19 protein-coding genes are annotated in these 22,653 nt (G+C 51.4%); 15 read left to right on the plus strand and 4 right to left on the minus strand.

Annotation, left to right across the window (positions count from 1 at the left end; genetic code table 11):
• The first annotated feature begins 66 nt into the window (after positions 1-66).
• The gene (locus tag H4F65_RS20910) at positions 67-702 is read left to right on the plus strand and encodes a hypothetical protein (RefSeq protein ID WP_010283067.1); all 636 of its coding nucleotides are present in this window, start codon (positions 67-69) and stop codon (positions 700-702) included.
• A gap of 384 nt (positions 703-1,086) precedes the next feature.
• On the opposite strand, the gene H4F65_RS20915 is transcribed toward H4F65_RS20910, so the two are convergent.
• Positions 1,087-1,248: a hypothetical protein gene (locus tag H4F65_RS20915; protein WP_010283065.1), complete on the minus strand. Its 162-nt coding sequence runs from the start codon at positions 1,246-1,248 to the stop codon at positions 1,087-1,089.
• A 371-nt stretch (positions 1,249-1,619) separates the two neighbouring features.
• Between H4F65_RS20915 and H4F65_RS20920 the strand changes: the two genes are divergently transcribed.
• The 4 genes from H4F65_RS20920 to H4F65_RS20935 are packed head-to-tail and all read left to right on the plus strand — an operon-like array spanning position 1,620 to position 6,278.
• A complete protein-coding gene (locus tag H4F65_RS20920; protein WP_010283063.1) occupies positions 1,620-2,321 on the plus strand; it encodes an ABC transporter ATP-binding protein in 702 nt (233 codons plus the stop codon).
• On the plus strand, positions 2,314-3,561 hold the full coding sequence (locus tag H4F65_RS20925; protein WP_080727623.1) for an ABC transporter permease: 1,248 nt from the start codon (positions 2,314-2,316) through the stop codon (positions 3,559-3,561). Before H4F65_RS20920 ends, H4F65_RS20925 begins: the two co-directional genes overlap by 8 nt.
• On the plus strand, positions 3,554-5,020 hold the full coding sequence (locus H4F65_RS20930; protein WP_010287027.1) for a TolC family protein: 1,467 nt from the start codon (positions 3,554-3,556) through the stop codon (positions 5,018-5,020). The genes H4F65_RS20925 and H4F65_RS20930 overlap by 8 nt, the downstream gene beginning before the upstream one ends.
• Entirely contained in the window at positions 5,013-6,278 is a 1,266-nt protein-coding gene (locus tag H4F65_RS20935; RefSeq protein ID WP_010287026.1) for an efflux RND transporter periplasmic adaptor subunit, read from the plus strand. The genes H4F65_RS20930 and H4F65_RS20935 overlap by 8 nt, the downstream gene beginning before the upstream one ends.
• Positions 6,279-6,443: 165 nt before the next feature.
• Here H4F65_RS20935 and H4F65_RS20940 read toward each other — a convergent pair whose 3' ends face one another.
• Both H4F65_RS20940 and H4F65_RS20945 read right to left on the minus strand, forming a co-directional pair.
• Positions 6,444-7,241 (minus strand): hypothetical protein, encoded by a 798-nt coding sequence (locus tag H4F65_RS20940; RefSeq protein WP_010287025.1) that lies wholly within the window; start codon positions 7,239-7,241, stop codon positions 6,444-6,446.
• A gap of 97 nt (positions 7,242-7,338) precedes the next feature.
• A complete protein-coding gene (locus H4F65_RS20945; RefSeq protein ID WP_085996955.1) occupies positions 7,339-7,791 on the minus strand; it encodes a hypothetical protein in 453 nt (150 codons plus the stop codon).
• Between the two features lie 522 nt (positions 7,792-8,313).
• On the opposite strand from H4F65_RS20945, the gene H4F65_RS20950 reads away from it, so the two are divergent.
• The 3 genes from H4F65_RS20950 to ahpF all read left to right on the plus strand — a co-directional run bounded on the left by H4F65_RS20950 (position 8,314) and on the right by ahpF (position 12,327).
• Entirely contained in the window at positions 8,314-9,963 is a 1,650-nt protein-coding gene (locus H4F65_RS20950) for a DUF4153 domain-containing protein (RefSeq protein ID WP_039320602.1), read from the plus strand.
• Positions 9,964-10,073: 110 nt separating this feature from the next.
• Complete coding sequence (gene ahpC / locus H4F65_RS20955) at positions 10,074-10,637, plus strand: alkyl hydroperoxide reductase subunit C (RefSeq protein ID WP_010287114.1); 564 nt, start codon at positions 10,074-10,076, stop codon at positions 10,635-10,637.
• A 127-nt stretch (positions 10,638-10,764) separates the two neighbouring features.
• A complete protein-coding gene (ahpF, locus tag H4F65_RS20960) occupies positions 10,765-12,327 on the plus strand; it encodes an alkyl hydroperoxide reductase subunit F (protein WP_010287112.1) in 1,563 nt (520 codons plus the stop codon).
• Positions 12,328-12,855: 528 nt separating this feature from the next.
• On the opposite strand, the gene queG is transcribed toward ahpF, so the two are convergent.
• The gene (gene queG / locus H4F65_RS20965; protein WP_039320623.1) at positions 12,856-13,995 is read right to left on the minus strand and encodes a tRNA epoxyqueuosine(34) reductase QueG; all 1,140 of its coding nucleotides are present in this window, start codon (positions 13,993-13,995) and stop codon (positions 12,856-12,858) included.
• 143 nt (positions 13,996-14,138) lie between these two features.
• On the opposite strand from queG, the gene nnr reads away from it, so the two are divergent.
• The 7 genes from nnr (at position 14,139) to hflX (ending at position 22,645) form a co-directional block, all read left to right on the plus strand.
• Positions 14,139-15,707: a bifunctional ADP-dependent NAD(P)H-hydrate dehydratase/NAD(P)H-hydrate epimerase gene (gene nnr / locus H4F65_RS20970; protein ID WP_010285828.1), complete on the plus strand. Its 1,569-nt coding sequence runs from the start codon at positions 14,139-14,141 to the stop codon at positions 15,705-15,707.
• A gap of 5 nt (positions 15,708-15,712) precedes the next feature.
• Positions 15,713-16,195 (plus strand): tRNA (adenosine(37)-N6)-threonylcarbamoyltransferase complex ATPase subunit type 1 TsaE, encoded by a 483-nt coding sequence (tsaE, locus tag H4F65_RS20975; RefSeq protein WP_010285827.1) that lies wholly within the window; start codon positions 15,713-15,715, stop codon positions 16,193-16,195.
• Entirely contained in the window at positions 16,192-17,862 is a 1,671-nt protein-coding gene (gene amiB / locus H4F65_RS20980; RefSeq protein ID WP_010285826.1) for an N-acetylmuramoyl-L-alanine amidase AmiB, read from the plus strand. The genes tsaE and amiB overlap by 4 nt, the downstream gene beginning before the upstream one ends.
• Before the next feature lie 51 nt (positions 17,863-17,913).
• Positions 17,914-19,923 carry a DNA mismatch repair endonuclease MutL gene (gene mutL, locus H4F65_RS20985; protein ID WP_010285825.1) on the plus strand — a complete coding sequence of 670 codons (2,010 nt, stop codon included), beginning with the start codon at positions 17,914-17,916 and terminating at the stop codon, positions 19,921-19,923.
• The gene (gene miaA / locus H4F65_RS20990) at positions 19,916-20,857 is read left to right on the plus strand and encodes a tRNA (adenosine(37)-N6)-dimethylallyltransferase MiaA (protein WP_010285824.1); all 942 of its coding nucleotides are present in this window, start codon (positions 19,916-19,918) and stop codon (positions 20,855-20,857) included. The genes mutL and miaA overlap by 8 nt, the downstream gene beginning before the upstream one ends.
• A gap of 113 nt (positions 20,858-20,970) precedes the next feature.
• Positions 20,971-21,270: an RNA chaperone Hfq gene (hfq, locus tag H4F65_RS20995; RefSeq protein ID WP_010285823.1), complete on the plus strand. Its 300-nt coding sequence runs from the start codon at positions 20,971-20,973 to the stop codon at positions 21,268-21,270.
• Between the two features lie 94 nt (positions 21,271-21,364).
• Complete coding sequence (hflX, locus tag H4F65_RS21000) at positions 21,365-22,645, plus strand: ribosome rescue GTPase HflX (RefSeq protein WP_010285822.1); 1,281 nt, start codon at positions 21,365-21,367, stop codon at positions 22,643-22,645.
• Positions 22,646-22,653 lie beyond the last annotated feature (8 nt).

The following is a 22,653-nucleotide window of genomic DNA, read 5'->3' on the forward strand; positions in this document are numbered from 1 at the left end:
ATTTTTTTTCACGGATTTTCTTCTATTTTTTAGATAAGGTTGAGTGTCGATTTTTATGGAGAATATATGATTGTAAATGAATCCTGTAATCTATATGGGGCATGGGTAGAGCCTAAATATATAATCCCTGCTTTTATGATGCTGTTATCTTCGGGACTATTTCCATTTATTCTCCATAAATATAAGATGATAAGGGAGCGTGAAGAAAAGTTATTTGATACTCGAAAAACGGAGTATCAATCCTACTTCAAAACAATGGAGGCAGCAGCCAAGCTGGCAGGACAGGACTACGATAAATTCCTTTCGGAAACACTTCCGGCTGCGAGTTTAAAACTGTATCAATCAAACAGCTCTCCTGAGTCAATCGTTGAGTATCAAAGAGTAATGCAGAATTTTACCAAGGGAATAAATGAAGGATTTCAAAAGGCTACAAATGAGTTGGTCAGCCTTCGTATTGTATGTTCGGACTCGCTCACAGAGTTATTAGACCAGTTTGAAGGTATTTATCATAAAATTATGAGCTTGCAACCTCAAATGCTCGAAGAACTTAGAAGTACAGTGACTCTTGAATCATTTATTACAGGTCAATTTGATTTTGATACTCCCAGTAAGGTTAAAATTATGGAATTAGGGTCCGAGTTAGTTGAAGTAAGAAACCAAATAATCAAGAGAATGAGATATGAACTAGGCTATAAGAATTAATAAAATTTATCTATTAACTAATGTTAATTCGTGAAATGAGATGTCGGAGATTTAAATGGATTGTTGACGATTTTAATTTGATGTAGATATTAGATTTCTCTTGAAATAATATCATCTTCGTATTATAGATAATAATATTTTACTAAACATTAAAATTATTTATGATTGAATCAAGGGACATAATAATAGACTGTTATTAATTAATAAATAAAATTTCATATCCTAATTGGAAATTAATAATAAATGATCACGAAATATTGAGATACTTGCTTTCTTGGGTGTTTGATCAAAAATTGACCACTACGAAAAAAGTCATATTGGAAGATAAAATATAATTTACCGACACCTTGCCAACGTCCCCAACCTAGTACACAATATAGACAGTCAACCAACAAGGTGTACCGAAAATCCTTGTTGAATCAGCCGATTGAGCGAGAAATACTTATCTCGTTTCCCGCTCCAAAATTCTTCATCTTCGTCATTACTCCCCTTTTTCTTAATCTGACATCCAGTTTTATCACTGTCTGATATTTCATCCTGCTTCATTAAACGCCGACATTATCCTTCGGATAAATGGAATTCCTGTTAAACATCATCATTAACGTTCTGCAATCGGTGCGCTAACACTTTGGCTATCGCACAGTAAAACCAGTAAAGTCCTCGGTTGTTGTGGTCGTTATCATCAATATCCTACGTGCTGCTGAAACCAGCGAGACAAGTATCCGGCGCTGGTGGCAGAATTTGTTGCAGTAACGTGAGTATGAGCATAAGCCTATAAAGGGTACCTTCATTCATTGAAAACTCATGAGCGGGTTAACCAATGATGGAGAAAGCGCCTTAGGCCGCTTTTCCTAAAGCGCAAACAGTAGGATAATTCGACTACTGTAATGCTTTCGGGGATCAGCAAAGAGGCAAGGATGTCTAATGAAAGAATAACGGATCTGATCTGTTTACAAGGTATTTCACACCTCTATAGTACCGGTGCTTCCTCTCAATCGGTGCTGCACGATATTTCACTGTCCATTCCTGCCGGACAAAGTTGTGCGATCGTGGGCGCATCGGGTTCCGGCAAAAGCACCTTGCTCAACATCATCGGTTTACTCGATCAGCCCGTATCTGGCCGTTTATTGATCGCTGGGCAAGATATGTCTCAGGCGAGTGCTGATGATCGTGCGATCGTGCGCAATCAAGTCATTGGCTTTGTCTTCCAGAGTTTTAATTTACTGCCGCGCCTGGATGCGTTGGACAACGTTGCGCTTCCCTTGACCTATCGTGGCGTCTCGCGGCAGGCTGCCCGACAAGCCGCGCAAGTACAGCTAGCGCGCGTTGGTCTTGCCGAGCGAACCCACCATCGGCCAGCCGACCTGTCTGGCGGCCAACGTCAGAGGGTGGCCATTGCGCGAGCACTGGTTGGTGAACCCGCACTTTTGCTAGCGGATGAACCTACTGGCAACCTCGACAGCCAAACTGCCGATGACATCATCACGCTATTGCTGGCATTGAACCGCGAGCAGGGGACGACACTCGTGATGGTGACGCATGACGAAGGCATGGCTTGCCGTATGACCCGACGCATTCAGGTACAAGATGGTCGAATCCATGAGGTGAATCATGCCTGATTCTCGTTCACGGATGAAAGATCGTCAGGTGCGCCGATACCACTATGGCCCTTCACTGCAACAGCGTCTGCTTGAGCCGTTGAACAGCCTGATTCTTCTTGGTCGGCGTGCTGTGCTGGCCCTATTGGGGATCGCCGTGGGATGCGGCTCCGTTGTCGCTTTGCTTAACGTTGGCCACAATGCGGAAGCCGAAGCCATGGGGGTATTCAGAGGAATGGGGAGCGATCTGTTGGTCGCCACCGTTCAGAATCGGGTGGGAAATCATGCAATGAGTTCGGCTCCTGCTGACCTGGATATCCCCGTTTTGCGAAAAAACCTGCCTGATATCAAGGCGGCAACCCCGTTAATTGTTACCTCCACCGAGGCGCGGCTGCGCGGCCGTTCACTCAGCACTATGGTGGTGGGGAGCAGAGCGGAATTGTCGGACGTATTAGAGCTGAAGCTTGCGCAGGGCCGCTACCTGAGTGATTTCGATGAGCAAAGTACCTACATCGTGTTGGGGGCGAATGTTGCCGAACAGTGGGCATCGCAGGGGGGCGTAGCTGCTTTAGGTGAGCGCGTGCAGGTGAGTGGATACTTGTTTGAGATTGTAGGAATCCTTCAGCTACAGGGGCGTAATCCTCTGGTTCCCGTTTCGGTTGATGACTCCATCCTGATGCCTATCTCAGGTATGCGCCGTGTCATGCCTGCTCCACAAATCGTCAGCGTGATTGCACGCAACAGCAGCAGCGATACGCTGATGAAAACGGGTTCACAGTTAAAGGATTATTTGACCCCTCTGATGCCGAAGCTTGATATCGCTGTGCAAATCCCACAGCAGCTACTGGAGGGAATGGCGCAGCAGTCGCGGATGTTTTCATGGCTGCTGGCGGGGCTGGGAGGGATTTCCCTGCTTGTGGGTGGGGTGGGGGTGATGAACGTCATGGTGATGAATGTGTCCGAGCGGCGCCGTGAAATTGGTGTTCGTATGGCATTGGGCGCGCGACCGCGTGATATTGCGGGGCTGTTTTTGCTGGAGGCTGTTGTGTTGTCTGCTTGTGGAGCCCTGATCGGGGCGGTGTGTGGCGTTGCGGCGGCGTGGCTGTTTGTCTTTTTTTCAGATTGGTCCACCTTTTCACTTTCGATATTGTCACTTCCCCTTGGCATTGGCAGTTCATTGGCGATTGGTTTGTTTTTTGGGCTTAACCCAGCAATGACTGCGGCTCGGCTCGAACCCGTACAGGCGCTACGCGATGCGTAAATCTATCCTGTGTTTACTGATTTTGTTTTCTGCCCATCAAGGGTATGCAGAAACGGCTTTGAATCCTTCTCAGGCGACGCGGCAGGGGTTGGTGGCAGTCAGTACATCTCTGAATGCACAAACTATCGATCTTACGCTGAGCGATGCGATTTATCTTGGATTACGTGACAATCGCGCGATCCGCAGCGCCTATCTGGATCGTATCGCGCAGAAATTTGATCTTCGTGTTGCGGAGGATCGTTTTACTCCCAAGCTGTCGCTGACGGGCAGCTACCTTTCCAATCGTAATCAAAGCGATCGTTATCGGCAGGGCAATCTAACGCCGACGTCGACACTGCTCACGCCTTATGGCACCCGCTTTAGCCTGGGCTGGACCTACCGCCACACGCAGGCTGATAGTGTGGGGTTGTCACGTAATGATGGAGCCAACATCACGGTGATTCAGCCTTTGCTTCGCGGTGCCGGTAAAGATGTCACGACCGCACCCGTTCAGATTGCGCAACTGACTGAGCAGTTAAATCGTCTGACGCTGAAATCCACCGTTTCACAGACGATTACCCAGATTATCACCGCCTATCGGGAACTGCTGCGCTCGCAGGAGCAACTGCAAATCGCTCGTGATGCGCTGACACGAGCACGCGAACTGGTTGAGGTTAACCGTGCGATGATTGCCGCAGGGCGCATGGCTGAATTTGAAATTGTGCAAACCGAAGCGGAAGTTGCCACACAGGAACTGGCGCATGAGGAAGCCAGAAACCAGCTGGATACCGCGCGCCTTGCGTTGCTGCAACTTCTGGCACTGGATTTAAATACGCTGATTGTGGCAACGGAATCGATGCAGGCACAGCGCGTTGATGTCAATGCCGCTCAGGCGCTGAAACAGGCCGAAGCCTCCCGACCGGCTTATCTCGCACAGATCATCGCTAACGAGCAGGCGGCACTCGGTCTGGCGGTGGCTCGTAACGATCGCCTATGGGATGTCTCGCTAATCGGGGGCGCGAGTCAGGTGCGTGACCGTGCAGCACAGAGCAGCACCTCACGAACCTGGGAGAATTATGTGGGTGTTCAGGTGGAGATCCCTATCGGCGATCTCAGTACCCGTCAGGCGGAGGTGCAAGCGCGAGTCAATGTGCGTAATCAGCACATTCAGCTGGATGAAGTCAGGCAGCAACTTGAACGCGATGTCGCCAATGCGGTGCGTGATATCGGTACGCGCTGGCGGCAGTTCGAGATCTCCCAGCGTGCCCGGGATTTGTCGCGCCGCAAGCTGGAAATTGAACGAGAAAAGCTCACGGTTGGGCGTTCCAGTAACTTTCAGGTGCTGAGTTTCGAGAACGATTTACGCAACGCAGAAAATGCCCGTCTTAATGCTCTGATCGGCTACCTCAATGCGCAGGCTGAACTGGATGAGACGCTGGGCACCACATTACAAAGCTGGGATATCGCACTCAATGATTAGACATCACTTTTGGTCTCAACTGCGCCGGCGTCATCTTATTGTATTGTTGCCGCTCGTGGTGCTTGGCATGCTCATTTGGCTGCTGGCAGGGCGTACGAATGAACAGGAAAGTACGCCTCAGGGGCAATGGTTATCTGTCCAACCCCAATTATTGGAGAATCAATTAGGATTGGTTGGACGCATTCAGGCCGCGAAGCAGACAACGTTGGCGGCTCCATTTGAAGGTATTATCCGCGAGGTTCTGGTACGTGAGGGACAACGAGTCGAGCAAGGGCAAACGTTACTGATACTGGACCCCGGGCAAATCGAGATTCAGCTACGTCAGGCGCAGGCCGAAGTGCTCAAGACTCAGCGCGAGGTACAATCGCTCAGGCAGTGGGAGCAAAGCGCTGAGGTATCACGGGCGCGGCGTGCGGTAAGCTCAGCCCGGTCTACTTTTAGCAATACGCAAGCCAATCTTCGGGATACACAGGCGCTGTTCGAACGTGGCATCGTTGCGCGTATGGAGGTTGATACGTTAAAGCAGCAAATTCATGCGCAGGAGCAGGACCTGATCGCAGCACAAGAGGAGCTGCGAACTGTGCTGGCGCGTGGGAACGGTGAGGATCGTAAGATTGCGGAGATGGAGTTGACCAACGCACAGGTGCGCTATCAAACGCTGGCTACTCAGGTTGAACGACAGACCGTCAAGGCTCCGTTTAGCGGTTTTGTGGTGCGCCCGGCTACGCCTGATAACAGCAAACCTGTAGTCATCCACCCTGGTTTGCTGGTCAGTCAGGGAGCGCCGCTGTTTGGCGTTATTGCTCAGGACCGTTTTCAGGTGGCGACTCGGGTAGAAGAGACGGATCTGCATCAACTGCAAGAGGGGATGGCGGTTAACGTGACCGGGGATGGGTTTGCCGGGCAGACTCTGACAGGCAAGGTTGCGTCGATTGATATGCAGGCCGATGCCGCTGAGATGTCAGGTAGCGGCGCTTATTATGATGTGGTGGTGTCACTTGATACGCCGTTGGCGGATTTAAGGCAAAATATTCGACTGGGGATGAGCGCACGGCTGGCTATTATTGTCTATCGTAATGAGCACGGTATCGCGGTGCCTGCACAGGCTGTGCAGACTGATGAGAATGGTCATGCCTACGTGGTTTACCGTCCGACTGCTGACACACCGTCAAAGAAAATCAACGTGACGTTAGGGAAAACGGTGGCACAGGGCGTCGAAATCTCCGGGCTAGAGGCGGGTGAAGTACAGATTCCGTAATTATCGGCTTAAGCATGTGCCGGATACTAGAAACGATAATGATGAGTATGTCGGTTTCTATTTTTTGATGCAGAAGTGGGTATTAGGGGCGCTAGCACATGCTGCCGTTTATTTCCCCTGAACACCCGCCTCGAAAATTAGCGATGGTAGGATTATTGATTTTGCTTATTCAGCCTTTCCCGCAGCGGTAATATTGCTTTCCATTGGGATATTACGTGGTAAAAGCAGGTCGAACAGATTGTTCAGCGGGTTTGCATTTTTCCCTGGCTCGCCGGTCACAAAGTTGTAATCCATTTCGATTAGATGTTTGAGTCGAGATTCGTAGTTGGCGGGAGCCTGTACCTGTTCGATTAACGGCAAGCCTTCATAGTGTTCCAGAACAAGTTTGAAGAACTCGGTTTGTTTAAATTCCCCAGCATTCCATTCCTGCTTACTTTTTAACACTACCCAATGGCTCCAGGCGCTTTCCTGCTCGCTTGATTCGATTAACGCCGCCCTGCGTTCGTTGACGGTAAAGGTGTTGCTGTCGTCATAAGCAATGAGCGCGAGTTGATCGCGAGATAGCCCTTTAAATGGGTTCGTACCGCGGCCATTAGCGAAGTCATTGGCCTGTTTGGCACGAGCAAGTAATTCTGGATCATCTGTATCTGGCAATTCTTCAGCATGTGTTTTTTGGCTGTTTATGTAGCTGACACCGACTAATTCTTCAATAACGGAATGAGCATACGACGCCAATTTGCTGCGGTTGTTGCTGGTATCTCTTTCTTCTGCATGTGCAGCGGCATTACTCAGTTGTCGGGCTAGCGACGATACGCTGCTATTATCTTTAGTTATTGACTCATCGGAGGATACGGATGACGTCGGTTTGTTCGACGTGCTGCCTGTTACCGCAGATGTGTTTGTTTTTGCCGTGTCTCTAACATCAATGCTTTTGGTGGCGGGAAGGTTATTTAAATTAATCATCTTCAGGTTTCCAGGTAGCAGACTGGTATTTAAAGGATAAGCCACGCAAGAAGGTTGGCTTATCCGATTAACTCATGTTGTTGCACACTGAGCTGTTTTATCTCATTGTGATTTCAACATCCGAATCATGAGTATTGATATTGGCATAAGTAACTCGCAGATCGCATCGAGCACCGTTGCTTGGCGTTGTACCCTTCGTCCACTGTGGGATTTTATTTCCCAGAACATACTTCACAGTATAGGTCATATCAAACTGACAGACCTTGGTTCCAATCTTGTAGCGAACGTGCATTGAACTCACATCGTTGTATGGGCTGGAGATCGTATAAGAATTTGACTGTTTAGCAGATACTACATTCACTGGTGTAGGAGATGCGTTTGCTTGTGAGAAAATTTCCGCACTTGTTGTTGGCGAGAATATAGCGACATCAGTTGAAGCCGAAGCTAAATTCTTAAACGTTACGTTAAATTTCGGTCCTGCATTGGCGGCAGCTGACGCTAACAGTGCTGTTACAACAATAGACGATAACAATACTTTCTTTGTATTCACTTGAAAAACTCCATGTATTTTCATCTGAGGCTACAGTCTTTTATCCTTACTCATACCATATGGCGGAATACAGCGTCTGCGCGCTGTAGCCATAAGACTCAGACAAACCGCGATATGGGCATTAGTATAAAATCGGCAATTGAGTTAAATAACTTTAATTCTTTGTGGTTATGTTGAAATAGATTTATAGCCCGTGTTGATATATATGGCGCGCTATTTTACTGAGCTTATTATTATTTAATTCTAGTGATGTTTTATTTTAATATTATTTCCATTGAATTATATTCATTGCTAATGTTTTGATCTGACTATTCTGAATGCGTTAAATTTTAGCGCATCCTCTCGTGGTGTTATTACAGGAAAACATGGTGTTGCAAACTTGTCACCGAAGCGTGATACCCGAAGCGTTTACTTGTAGACTGCTCGCACTATTTTCACCTTGCTACCCCACATCATTCGAGTGGTGAAAACGTGTCTACACCACCGCCCGACATGTGACGTACGTCGACAAAAGGATTTACCATGTCCGCCCATTCCCCATCGTTAAAGTTTTATCTGGCTATTGGCCTGATTCAGGGGCTGCTCCTTGTCGCGGCGCTGGAAATGAAAGAGGGCGCTCTTCAGGGAATGCTCATAACGATGGCGGTGGTTGGCGGCATCAGTCTGCAATTGCTGGAACGCACTCTCTTTGTGAAAAAGACGTGGCTGTTGGCTGGCGTGCTGACCGTGCTGATGACCGCTATCAGCGGCTGGGTCCTCTTCGAAAATGGACTATTCCGGCTGCTGGATTCCTGGGTGCTGTGTGGCATCCTCCTCGGCTATATCTGCTGTACTTTCATTTGCAGTTGGCCAGACCGTGAAGGGCGATGGCCGTCCTATGACGCACTTTGTAAACACGCCTGGATCAATATTTTTACTGTGCTGTTGGCCTGGCTACTCGTTCTGGTCGTTGTGTTGCTGCTCGTGCTGTGCGGCATGCTGTTCAACATGTTGGGATTCCGGCAGGTAAGTAAAGTATTCAGTCATTACCGATTCTATATGCTGCTTTTGCCGATGGTGTTTTCTCTCGGCATATATATCGGAATGACCAAAGAAACCGTAGTCGGGTTGCTGCGCGGGATTCTACTATCGGCGTGCCGTTTCCTGTTGCCGTTTAGTGCGCTGATCACGGTGGTTTTCACGTTAACGCTGCCTTTTAGCGGTCTGGAACCGATATGGAATACCGGCCGTTCCACCGTCATTCTGTTATGCCTGATGGGCGTAAACCTCTTTTTGATTAACTGCACGTCTCAGGATGATAACGAAGGCCGCGCTTACCCGGTAGTGTTACGCCGGCTGGTTAGCGCCAGTGTGATGTGCTTGCCGATTTTAGTTGGCTTAGCGGGCTATTCCAGCTGGCTGCGCATCGAACAGTATGGCCTGACGCCTTTCCGTTTTCAGTCGATCTTCGTCGTGGCGATCGCGATGCTTTATAGCCTGGCGATGGTATGGGCCGTCATCCGCCGCTCTGGCGTCTGGTTGGGGAATTTGCGCACGAGCAATCCGCTGCTCGCTGCTGTCACCTGCGTTCTGATGGTATTGCTGCATACGCCGGTGTTAAACCCAGAAGCGTTTAGTGCGAGAAATCAGGTTCAGCGTCTGCTTAGCGGGAAAACGCCGGTCGATGATTTTGACCTGTGGGCGCTGCGCGATGAGCTAGGGACGGCGGGCAGGCAGCAGTTTACCTGGCTGTCTGAAGAATTGAAGCAAGACCGGATACTGGATGAGACAGGGCGTCAGGCACTGCGCGATCGGTTGCAGGGACGTCCTGCAAAAGTCCGCCCCGTTCAGGTCGAATGGGTGGGACCGTTGGAAGACGGGGTCGAAAGCCTGTTGCAGGGTGATAATTTTGGTAATCGATGCAGAGAGGAGGCTTGCTTGCTCTTTGCGATTGATTTGACGGGTGACGGCCATAACGAAGTGCTCATTTTTCCTCGGGTGGGCTGGGGCGGCGGTGGCAAGATCCTTGCTCGAGATGAACAGGGGCAGTGGCAGATTGCAGCCAGTCTGTTTGGTGCGATAGGTACGCAGCAACTGATTGAGCTGATTAAGGACGGTGAGGTTGAGGTTGTTACGCCACGCTTCAAGACGGTCAGAATCGGCGACCAGAATATGGAGGTCACGTATCCCTGATTCTGCGTCAAGTTAGGTATTACTTATTGATTCGATAAAGACAACGGATTGGTGATAGTGATCACATTTCTGTACTTTAGCCACATGCGAAAACACATGAGGATAAAGTGATGTCAGTAATTAATACCCAAGTTAAACCATTCAAAAACATGGCTTTCAAAGACGGTCAATTCATTGAGGTGACTGAGAAGAACATCGAAGGCAAATGGAGCGTGTTCTTCTTCTATCCGGCTGACTTTACGTTTGTCTGCCCGACCGAACTGGGTGATGTCGCTGACTATTACGACGAATTCCAACAGCGTGGCGTGGAAATCTACTCTGTTTCCACCGATACCCACTTCACGCACAAAGCGTGGCACAGCAGCTCTGAAACCATTGGCAAAATCAAATACACCATGATCGGTGACCCAACCGGCCAGCTGACGCGTAACTTTGAAAACATGCGCGAAGCAGAAGGCCTGGCCGATCGCGGTACGTTCATCGTTGACCCACAGGGCATCATTCAGGCGGTAGAAATCACGGCGGAAGGTATTGGCCGCGATGCTTCTGACCTGCTGCGTAAAGTGAAAGCGGCGCAGTACGTTGCTTCTCACCCAGGCGAAGTGTGCCCAGCCAAGTGGAAAGAAGGCGAGGCTACGCTGGCTCCGTCTCTGGATCTGGTTGGCAAAATCTAAGCTGACACCTCGGAAAATATGACTGTTTTGTCGGGTGCGTTGCACCCGATTTTTCTGGCCCGGCCTTTTGGGGCCAGCACCCGCGCGATTTTGCCTTTGTACCACCTTGCCTAATTAAGGACGACCGATGCTCGACAATACGATGAAAGTCCAGTTGAAAGCCTATCTGGAAAAATTAACCAAACCTGTTGAGTTGATTGCGACTCTGGATGACTCTGCTAAATCTGCTGAAGTCAGAACCCTGCTGGCTGAGATTGCTGAGCTGTCCGATCGGGTAAGTTTTATTGAAAAGAATGATCTGGCAGTACGTAAGCCTTCATTCCTGATTACCAATCCAGATTCCCAAAGCGGCCCGCGTTTTGCTGGTGCGCCAATGGGACACGAATTTACCTCCCTGATTCTGGCGTTATTGCAGGTGGGCGGCCATCCGTCGAAAGAGGCGAAAGAATTACTCGACCAAATCCGCCATCTTGACGGTTCGTTCCACTTTGAAACGTATTACTCGCTGTCCTGCCACAACTGCCCGGACGTGGTGCAGGCGCTGAATTTAATGGCGGTCTTGAATCCAAATATCACCCATACCGCGATTGACGGTGGCGTGTTCCAGGATGAGATCCAAAGCCGTAATGTCATGGGCGTTCCGACCGTTTTCCTGAACGGCGAACACTTCAGTCAGGGTCGGACGAGCCTGGCTGAGATTGTGACGAAAATCGATACCGGCGCGGGCGCTAAACAGGTTGAGAAGCTGAATCAGCGTGACGTCTATGATGTGTTAATCATCGGTAGCGGCCCGGCGGGCGCAGCGGCGGCGGTCTATTCGGCTCGTAAAGGTATTCGCACCGGGTTGGTTGGTGAACGCTTTGGCGGTCAGGTACTGGATACCGTCGATATCGAAAACTACATTTCCGTTCCGAAAACGGAAGGGGCCAAACTGGCAACCGCGCTGAAGAGCCATGTGGATGACTACGATGTTGATGTGATCGACGCGCAGAGCGCAGAAGCCCTAATTCCTGGTGGCGAACCGGGTAAACCGCATCAGGTGATTACCGTATCCGGTGCGACGTTGAAAGCGCGGAGTGTGATCATTGCGACCGGTGCGCGCTGGAGAAACATGAATGTACCCGGCGAAGATCAGTACCGTACGCGCGGCGTAACATATTGCCCGCACTGTGATGGCCCGCTGTTTAAAGGCAAACACGTCGCGGTGATTGGCGGCGGAAACTCCGGTGTCGAAGCGGCTATCGATCTGGCTGGCGTGGTGAAACATGTCACGCTGCTTGAGTTTGCGCCGGAACTGAAAGCGGATTCGGTATTGCAGGAGAAAGTACGTAGCTTACCGAACGTTGACATCATCCTGAATGCGCAAACGACTGAAGTGAAAGGGGATGGACAGAAGGTGATGGGGCTGAGCTACAAAGATCGTCTTACCGATACGGTGCATGATTTAGCGCTGGAAGGGATCTTCGTACAGATTGGCCTGCTGCCTAACACCCACTGGCTGGAAGGTACGGTAGCCAGAAACCGCATCGGTGAAATTGAGATCGATGCCAAGTGCGAAACCAGCGTGAAAGGGGTCTTTGCTGCCGGCGACTGTACGACGGTGCCGTACAAGCAGATCATTATCGCGACGGGTGAAGGCGCAAAAGCGTCCTTGAGCGCCTTTGACTACCTGATCAGAACCCGTGCATAACATCGGCCTGTTGAGGACGAAGGTGGATATATTTGCCATCCTTCAGTTTCTCTGACGACGATCTTAACGTTCCGCGCGGCGATGCCTCATAAAGAGGTGTCGCCGCGTTTTTGCTTTTGATCGTAAAATTTTTTCTTTCGATCGTAAAAAGTAGATCTCAGCCCTTGCTAAAGGACAATAAGAAATTCATAATGCTCGCCGCTTTGTGCTGCTGCCCGTTTTTTACTGTCTACACAGCATCATATTTCGAGCACAAGCGTTACCTCAATCCGCATCATTTTTTATCAGTTAATACAAAAAATCATATTCTTCTTAACAGACTTATCCACAGGCTGTTGATTGGTTATTTATTGATCACGCCATGTTATTGATAAAATGCGGTAGAGTATCTTATTGATATCTATTCATAAATTTTACTTATAAAATGCTATAACTATCGCTTGTACTTTTTGTGACAGTTGATTGGCAAAGGTTTTTTTTATTTATTCACAGCGTGTGCGACAAACTGATGACAATAGTTTGAGCGGCTCACGCATCACGCGGTAATCCTTTCTCTACTGCACGAATAAGTCGTTTTTTCTGTGTGGATTGGACGTCGATTCCCAGTGATGCACGACGTTCCAACTGCTGATGAATCGCCCAGTGGATATGTTCATCCAACAGTTCGCTTTCACCCAGACGGGCTTGCAGCGCCAGTACGATACTGTCCTGATAGGGGGCATTCCCCAGTGCGACGGCAATATTGCGTAGCCAGCGGAGATGGCCGATGCGCCGGATCGGTGACCCTTCCGTAATTCGCAGAAATTTCTCTTCATTCCAGCCGAATAGCGCCAGCAGTTCTGGCGTATGCAGCGCGGCACGCGGGCTGAAATCCGCCTCGTCGGTAAGCTGCGAAAACCGATTCCACGGGCAAATCAGCTGACAGTCATCGCAGCCGTAGATGCGATTACCCATTAGTGGACGAAATTCTTCAGGAATCGGACCTTCCAGTTCGATGGTCAGATAGGAAATGCAGCGGCGGGCATCAACGGTATAAGGTGCGACAATCGCGCCAGTTGGGCAGGTGGTCATGCAGGCGACACATCGACCGCACTGTTCTTCCTGTGGGCGATCGACGGGTAGGGGTAAATCGATTAGCAGTTCACCGAGAAAGAACCAGGAGCCAGCCTCTCTGTTCAGAATTAGTGAGTGTTTACCAACCCAGCCAAGCCCAGCTTTCGCAGCCAAAGGACGCTCCATAATGGGAGCGGAATCGACAAAGGGGCGAAAATTTAATTCACCGCAGTATTCCTGAATTTGGTCGCCGAGTTTTTTCAGACGTTGGCGTAATAGCTTGTGGTAATCACGGCCGAGCGCATAACGGCTAACATAGCCGAGCTCTGGGTTTTTTAAGGTACTGGCGAATGCGGCTTTGGCTGGCAGGTAATTCATACGTACGCTGATGACGCGCAATGTGCCGGGCAGCAATTCATGCGGACGCGCCCGCAGCATGCCGTGGCGCGCCATCCAGTCCATTTCCCCGTGGTATTGCTTATCCAGCCAATCCTGAAGCCGAGGTTCTTCTGCGGACAAATCAGTGTCGCAGATGCCGACCTGCTGGAACCCTAATGCCTGTCCCCATTGTTTGATGTGTTGCGCTAATTCGTTGAGATCGTAGGGGTATGACATGATGGGGCCACAGAAATAAACAAGACGTGCCGATGTTACCATATTCGCGCCGCAGAGCCGATGCCTGCTGAGACGTGGAGAATGCTGGCGGTCGTTTAGGTTGCTTGCTAATTTTAAGTCATTGTAATGAAAACTAAGAGCAGATGATGGCGGGTTATGACCGGAAGCGAGAGGATGAGTTGCCTGATTCGGTGTTTTACGCCGAGTGGGTGCGGCGTGAGGAAGCCAGAGCAGCCAGCGAGTCGGGGCTTTCGCTGTGGGAACTCATGCAGCGTGCGGGAGAAGCCGCATTTCAGGTGGCTCGCCGATGCTATCCCTCAGCTCGCCGTTGGCGGGTGCTGGCTGGACACGGCAATAACGGCGGCGATGGATATGTGGTCGCCAGTTTGGCGCTGGCGGCGGGCATTGACGTGGATGTTGTTGCCTGTGTCAGCGATAAACCACTGCCCGACGAGGCTCATCTTGCGCGCCAGCGCTGGCTGGAAGAGGGCGGTCATGTTCAGGACGCGAGTGCGCAGGATGTTGATATACCTTGGCCGGATGGGATCGATCTCATTGTGGATGGTCTACTGGGAACCGGTCTTTCTGCTGCACCGCGTGCGCCTTATGCTGCGTTAATGACGAAGGCGAATGCCCATCCCGCTCCCATTGTTTCACTGGATATTCCCTCTGGTTTAGATGCCGAAACCGGCACCTGTGCGGGCGTTGCGATTTGTGCGGCACAGACGGTGACGTTTATCGCGCTGAAACCGGGACTACTGACCGGTCGCGCCCGTGAGCACGTCGGAACATTACATTATCATTCGTTAGGATTGCAGGCGTGGCTGGGCAATCAAACCGCGCCGATACGGCGACTGACTGCTGCGCAACTTCCCGAGTGGTTGACGCCTCGTCCAGCCGGACAACATAAAGGTGATAACGGCAGGCTGCTGGTGGTAGGCGGCAACGTCGGCTTAGGCGGTGCGGTATTGATGTCTGCGGATGCGGCGTTACACAGCGGCGCAGGATTGGTGCGAGTACTTACTCACAAGCAATATCAGTCGGCGTTTCTGACGGTTCGGCCTGAGCTGATGGTGCAAGAATTGACGACAGAGACGCTGCGGCAGGGGCTGGAATGGGCCGATGTCGTGGTGATTGGACCCGGTTTAGGGCAGGATGAATGGGGCAAAAGCGCGCTGCGTCTGGCAGAAAATTGTAACAAACCCATGTTATGGGATGCGGATGCGCTTAACCTGCTGGCAATCAATCCGCATAAGCGGCAGAATCGCGTGCTGACACCTCACCCCGGTGAGGCGGCTCGTTTACTGAATTGCCGCGTCTCTGATATTGAAAGTGATCGCTTACTTGCGGCCACAAAGTTGGTAAAACGCTATGGCGGCGTTGTCGTATTGAAAGGTGCGGGAACGGTGATTGCCAGCGAGCGAGACGAGGTTGCCATTGCTGATGTGGGAAACCCCGGCATGGCGACAGGCGGCATGGGTGATGTGCTGTCAGGTATCGTTGGCGGTTTGCTGGCGCAAAAGCTCTCGCTGTATGATGCTGCCTGTGCAGGGTGTGTCGTTCACGGTGCGGCGGCCGATTGGCTGGCAGCGCGACGAGGTACCCGAGGTATGCTGGCAACCGATTTACTGCCTGTGCTGTTCCGATATGTTAATCCCGAGCGGGTGTTTCCAGAGCCGATGCTTTCAGAACCTATGTTTTTAGAACAATAGATAGAATGAAAAAAATAGTCTTACTTCTGCCGGATGAGGCAGCAACGATCTCGTTAGGTACGGCGCTGGCGAAAGCCTGTGACGGTGCTTGTGTTATCCACCTTTATGGCGACCTCGGTGCGGGAAAAACGACGTTTAGTCGCGGTTTCCTACAGGCGCGCGGTCATCAGGGCAATGTTAAAAGCCCCACTTATACGCTGGTCGAGCCTTATGCGTTATCGCCGCTGGCGGTCTACCACTTTGATCTCTATCGACTGGCCGACCCGGAAGAGTTGGAGTTTATGGGGATCCGCGATTATCTGACACAGGATGCCATCTGCTTGATTGAATGGCCTCAGCAGGGCGCTGGCGTGCTGCCCGATGCGGATATCGAACTGCATTTACGCTATCAGGATCAGGGCCGACAGGCTGAGCTGTCCGCTGTCTCTGCGGCGGGAGACGCGATGTTGCAACATTTTTCTCTTCAGCCAGGAACAACAGAATCATGATGAGTCGTATGGTTAAGCTGTTCATCGGTGTATGGCTGTTGCTGGCAAGCTCGGCGTGGGCGGCCAACCTGTCGGATATTAAGGTGGATAATGCGTCAGGTCAGGCCACTGTGCGCCTGAGCTTTAGCGGTCAGCCTATTTATGCTTTTTTCCCGCTCAGTAACCCCGCCAGAGTGGTCATCGATATTCGTCAGACTGGCATTATTCAGGGGTTACCGTTGGATTTCAGCGGGCAAAATCTGATTAAGCGTGTGCGAACCAGCAACGCGCAGGACGCACAAAGCCTGCGTTTGGTGCTGGATTTAACCCAGGCGGCTAAAACGCGGGCGGTGACGCAAAAAGAAGGGTCTGGTTACGTTGTGGTTTTCACCATCACCGGTGACAAAGCAAAAACGGTGCAAGCCTCTGCGCCTCCTGCTTCACGTCAGCAAAATAGTGCGCCGCCAGAACCGGCCAAAAATCCGTTTACCAACAAACCGACTGTTGCCGTCAATACCAGTTCGTCATCTACCCGCGTGCCAGCACGACAGGGGAATGAACGCGTCGTTGTGGCGATTGATGCCGGGCACGGTGGACAGGACCCAGGGGCGATTGGCACGAACGGGCTGCGGGAGAAAAATGTCACCATTTCTATCGCGCGTAAGCTACAAGCCTTACTGAATAACGATCCGGCCTTTAAAGGCGTGCTGACGCGTGACGGCGACTACTTTATCTCCGTCATGGGGCGTTCGGACGTGGCGCGTAAGCAGGGCGCGAATCTGTTAGTGTCGATTCACGCGGATGCGGCACCGAACCGCAATGCGAAAGGTGCGTCTGTTTGGGTACTGTCCAACCGCCGTGCGAACAGTGAAATGGCAAACTGGCTGGAACAGCATGAGAAGCAGTCTGAACTGTTGGGCGGGGCAGGCGATCTGTTAGCAAACAGCAGCGCGGATCCTTACCTCAGTCAGGCGGTACTGGATCTGCAATTTGGTCACTCTCAGCGAGTGGGGTATGACGTCGCGACCAAGGTGCTGCGTGAGCTCCAGCGCGTCGGGGGGCTGCATAAACGACTGCCTGAGCACGCGAGTTTGGGCGTGTTGCGCTCGCCGGATATTCCTTCTCTACTGGTGGAAACCGGATTTATCACCAATGTCTCGGAAGAGCGACTGCTGGGGAGTAACGACTATCAGGAAAAAATCGCCAATGCGATTTATCAGGGGTTGAGAAGTTACTTCCAAACTCATCCGATTCAATCCCTCCCAAAGCAGGAAAGCCGCCCACGACAGTCGGCGGCAAGTGATAGAGCAACGTCGGGCGGTAACGTAACCGCAGCAAAAGCGAGTGCGGGCAGCATGCGTCATACCGTTGCACGTGGTGAAACGCTCTCTTCGATTGCCCGGCGCTATGGCGTGAGTCTCGCGGCTATGCGTGACGTGAATAAGCTGAACAAGGACATTGTCTGGGTTGGACAGCGCTTGAATATTCCGGCTACTGGGACGAGGCAGGCGGCATCCACACCTGCGCCTAAAAAGGCAGCGCCAGTGAAGCATAAGGTCGTAAAGGGTGATAGCCTGAGTGCGATTGCTGCCCGTTACGGTGTCAGCATGAAAGAGATCCAACAGGCGAATAATATGCGCTCCGGCACGGTACAGCTGGGGCAAACGCTGGTTATTCCGTCTGTCTGATTCTTCATGCTGACGATGTCGATAGATTGAGGATAGTAAGAGGGATACGCCATGCCGATTCAGGTGTTGCCACCGCAACTGGCTAACCAGATCGCTGCCGGAGAAGTGGTTGAGCGTCCGGCTTCGGTCGTGAAGGAGCTGGTGGAAAACAGTCTGGATGCAGGTGCGACCCGGATTGATATCGACATAGAACGCGGCGGCGCGAAACTGATCCGTATTCGTGATAATGGTTCGGGGATCGGAAAGGATGAATTAACGCTGGCGCTGGCGCGTCATGCGACCAGCAAAATTGCCACGCTCGACGATCTGGAAGCCATCGTGAGTATGGGGTTTCGCGGAGAAGCGCTGGCAAGTATCAGTTCCGTCTCTCGTCTAACCCTGACATCGCGTACCGCCGAACAATCCGAAGCCTGGCAGGCCTACGCCGAAGGGCGTGACATGGCGGTGACGGTTAAACCCGCGGCTCACCCTGTGGGCACCACGCTGGAAGTGCTGGATCTGTTTTATAACACGCCCGCCCGCCGTAAATTTATGCGCACCGAAAAAACCGAATTCACACATATTGATGAGGTGGTGCGCCGCATCGCGCTGGCGCGTTTTGATGTCGCCATCACGCTGCATCATAACGGTAAGCTGATACGGCAGTACCGTGCTGCGCCGGATAAAAACCAGTATGAACGCCGTTTGGGCAGCATCTGCGGGGCGACGTTCCTGCAACATGCGCTGGTCGTGTCATGGCAACACGGCGATCTCACCATTCATGGCTGGGTGGCCGATCCGGTTGGGGCCAAGCAGCTGCCGGATATGCAATATTGTTACGTGAACCAGCGCATGATGCGTGACCGGCTGATTAATCATGCCATTCGGCAGGCTTATCAGGATCAGCTTAGTGACGAGCAGCAGCCCGCCTATGTGCTGTATCTGGAGATCGACCCGCATCAGGTGGATGTCAATGTGCATCCTGCCAAGCATGAGGTACGGTTCCATCAGGCGCGTCTGGTGCATGACTTCATCTATCAGGCGGTGATGTCCGTTCTGCAACAGGCATCCTCACCGGCGCTTGGCATAACAGAGCCGGAGACCGGGAAACCCGTGCAATGGCAGCAGGAAAACCGCACCGCCGCCGGTGAAAACCATTTTGCCCAGCCGTCACGCACCGATAGTTCGCCGTCGTATGGTGGGAAAACGCCGCGCGCAGGTCATTCCGGTCAGGCGAAAGAATCTGCTTATTCCGGCTATCAGCCAGCGAATCCGTACCAGAAGAAGCAGGGTGATCTGTATAAGGCGCTGCTGCAACCTGCGGATAACGCAGCAAGTGTACCGCCGTCGTCTGGCGAGCGTATTGCTGTACCGTCGAGTCACGTTATGTCGCCGGATAGGGTTGTCCCATCCTCGGTATCGCATGACGCACCGCCAAATCGAACCGCGACGGACACCGCAGCCAGCAATAACAAGCAACGTGCGCCGGTTGAATCACCGCTGGAAAGCCAATCAAACGGTTTTGGGCGGGTATTGACGGTTTATCCGCCGTGCTACGCGCTGTTGGAGTACCATAAAGGATTGGCGATGCTGTCGCTTTCCGTTGCTGAACGCTATCTGAAAGCGGTGCAGTTGACGCCATCGGAAGAAGGGTTGCGGGCGCAGCCGTTGCTGATTCCGCAGCGCCTGACGTTGAGTAAATCTGAGCTGAACGTTTTGTCTGCCCATCACGCTTTGCTGGCGCGTTTTGGTATTGATGTCGTGGTTGAGTCACAACGTGCCACATTGCGTGCCGTACCTTTACCATTGCGCCAACAAAATTTACAAAACTTGATCTCCGAACTGATAGGCTATCTGGCCGACTATCAGACGGTTGAGACACAGCAGGTGGAACCTGGCGAATTGGCGTCGTGGATGGCAACGCGATTGCAGAGTGAGCAGGAAAGCTGGAGTCATTCTCAAGCCATACAATTACTGGCGGATGTCGAGCGGCTTTGTCCGCAGTTGGCGAAAACGCCGCCGTCTGAACTTTTATCTATGATGGACATCCAGGATGCCATCAAGGCTTTAAAGCATGAGTGATGTAGAAAACGCGTCGTTGCCGCCCGCCATTTTTATCATGGGGCCGACGGCGTCAGGAAAAACGGCATTGGCAATGGCGTTACGAGAATATTTGCCAGTAGAGTTGATTAGCGTAGATTCCGCCCTCATCTATAAAGATATGGATATTGGGACAGCGAAACCGAGTGCGGAAGAGCTGGCACTGGCCCCGCATCGGTTAATCGACATTCTCGATCCGACAGAGTCCTATTCTGCGGCGGATTTTCGCCGTGATGCGCTACGTGAGATGGCGGACATTACCGCCGCCGGGCGCATTCCCCTGTTAGTCGGGGGAACGATGCTGTATTTCAAGGCGCTGCTGGAGGGACTTTCTCCTCTGCCGCCAGCCGATCCTGCCGTGCGCCAACGCATTGAAGAGCAGGCAAAAGAAATCGGCTGGGAAGCGATGCATCGGCAGCTCGGTGAGATCGATCCGGTAGCAGCAATTCGGATTCATCCAAATGATCCGCAGAGACTCTCGCGAGCACTGGAAGTTTTTTTCGTTTCAGGTAACACTTTAACTGAACTGACAAAAACGTCTGGCGACGCGCTGCCCTATCAGGTTCATCAGTTTGCTATCGCCCCGGCGACGCGTGAATTGTTGCATGAGCGGATTGAACAGCGTTTTCATCAGATGTTGGCGGCAGGTTTTGAGACAGAAGCCCGGACATTGTTTGCCCGGCATGACCTTCATACGGATATGCCCTCTATTCGTTGTGTTGGTTATCGCCAGATGTGGTCATATTTATCCGGTGAAATTGATTACGATGAGATGGTTTATCGGGGAATTTGTGCGACGCGTCAGTTAGCGAAGCGGCAAATGACCTGGTTGCGCGGTTGGGATGATGTCTGCTGGCTGGATAGCGAAAAACCGACTGAAGCACTGGACAAGGTGATACAGGTTGTTAGTGCATAGGTTGAGTGATTGTGTACAATCGGTGAGTCTCAGCGTGCAAGTTTTTTTACACCGTTATTTTAGAGCCGTAGGGTTCTTTGTTACAAACAACATACAAATAAGGAAAATATAGAATGGCTAAGGGGCAATCTTTGCAAGATCCGTTCTTGAACGCTTTGCGTCGTGAACGTGTTCCGGTTTCGATTTATTTGGTGAACGGTATTAAGTTGCAAGGTCAGATCGAATCTTTCGATCAGTTCGTGATTTTGTTGAAAAACACGGTAAGTCAGATGGTTTATAAGCACGCCATCTCTACAGTTGTTCCTTCTCGCCCAGTCTCTCACCATAGCAACAATCCAGGCGGCAGCAACAACTATCACGGTAGTAACACGACTGCTCAGCAGCAGTCGCAGGAAGCTGATGACGCCGAATAAGGCGTATTGTCAATTCACCACGGCGTGGGAGAGCTGGACGCATCGCTCGGCTCCTTCGCTGTGGTGTTTTTTGCTCGTTTGAGAGGTTACTCGCTTGTTTGACCGTTATGAATCAGGTGAACGGGCCATATTAGTTCATATTTTCTTTTCGCAAGATAGAGATACAGAAGATCTGCTGGAGTTTGAATCTCTGGTTTCTTCTGCCGGTATTGAATCCTTGCAGGTTGTTACTGGCAGCCGTAAGTCGCCTCACCCCAAGTATTTTGTCGGGGAAGGCAAAGCTGAAGAAATTGCTCAGGTAGTAAAAGAAACGGGCGCGTTTGTCGTGCTGTTTGATCATGCGCTGACGCCTGCTCAGGAACGTAATCTTGAGCGTTTGTGCGAGTGCCGAGTTATCGACCGTACCGGACTGATTTTAGATATTTTTGCCCAGCGTGCACGTACGCACGAGGGGAAATTACAGGTAGAACTGGCACAGCTGCGCCACCTTGCGACCCGACTGGTTCGCGGCTGGACGCACCTTGAACGTCAGAAAGGCGGTATCGGTTTGCGTGGCCCGGGTGAAACCCAGCTTGAAACCGACCGTCGTTTATTGCGTAACCGTATCATGCAGATACTGTCGCGTCTTGAACGGGTAGAAAAACAGCGTGAACAAGGGCGCCGGTCGCGGGTTCGTGCCGATGTCCCCACCGTTTCGCTGGTGGGCTATACCAACGCGGGTAAATCCACGCTGTTTAACACGATTACATCGGCGGGCGTCTATGCCGCCGATCAGTTATTTGCCACACTGGACCCAACATTGCGCCGCATTCAAGTGGATGATGTGGGTGATACGGTGCTGGCGGATACCGTAGGTTTTATCCGGCAGTTACCCCATGATTTGGTGGCTGCGTTTAAGGCTACATTACAGGAAACACGTCAGGCCTCGCTGCTGCTGCACGTTGTTGATGCCGCCGATCCTCGTCTTGACGAGAACATTGAAGCGGTTGATGACGTATTGGCGGAAATTGAGGCGGACGAAATACCTGCGCTGTTGGTAATGAACAAGATTGATATGCTGGATGATTTCGTTCCGCGTATCGATCGCAACGAAGAGAATCTACCGGTACGGGTCTGGCTTTCAGCACAGACTGGTGATGGTATTCCGTTGCTATTTCAGGCATTGACTGAGCGGCTTTCTGGGGAAATCGCACAACATACTTTGCATCTTCCCCCGCAGGCAGGACGCTTGCGTAGTCGTTTTTACCAGCTTCAGGCAATAGAAAAAGAATGGATTGAAGAGGATGGGCAAATTGGTCTGGTTATTCGTATGCCGATTGCTGACTGGCACCGCCTCTGCAAAAAAGAGCAGGAACTGCTGGACTATATTGTCTGATTTGACTG

This window comes from Pectobacterium brasiliense (assembly GCF_016950255.1).
Taxonomy (GTDB): Bacteria; Pseudomonadota; Gammaproteobacteria; order Enterobacterales; family Enterobacteriaceae; genus Pectobacterium; species Pectobacterium brasiliense.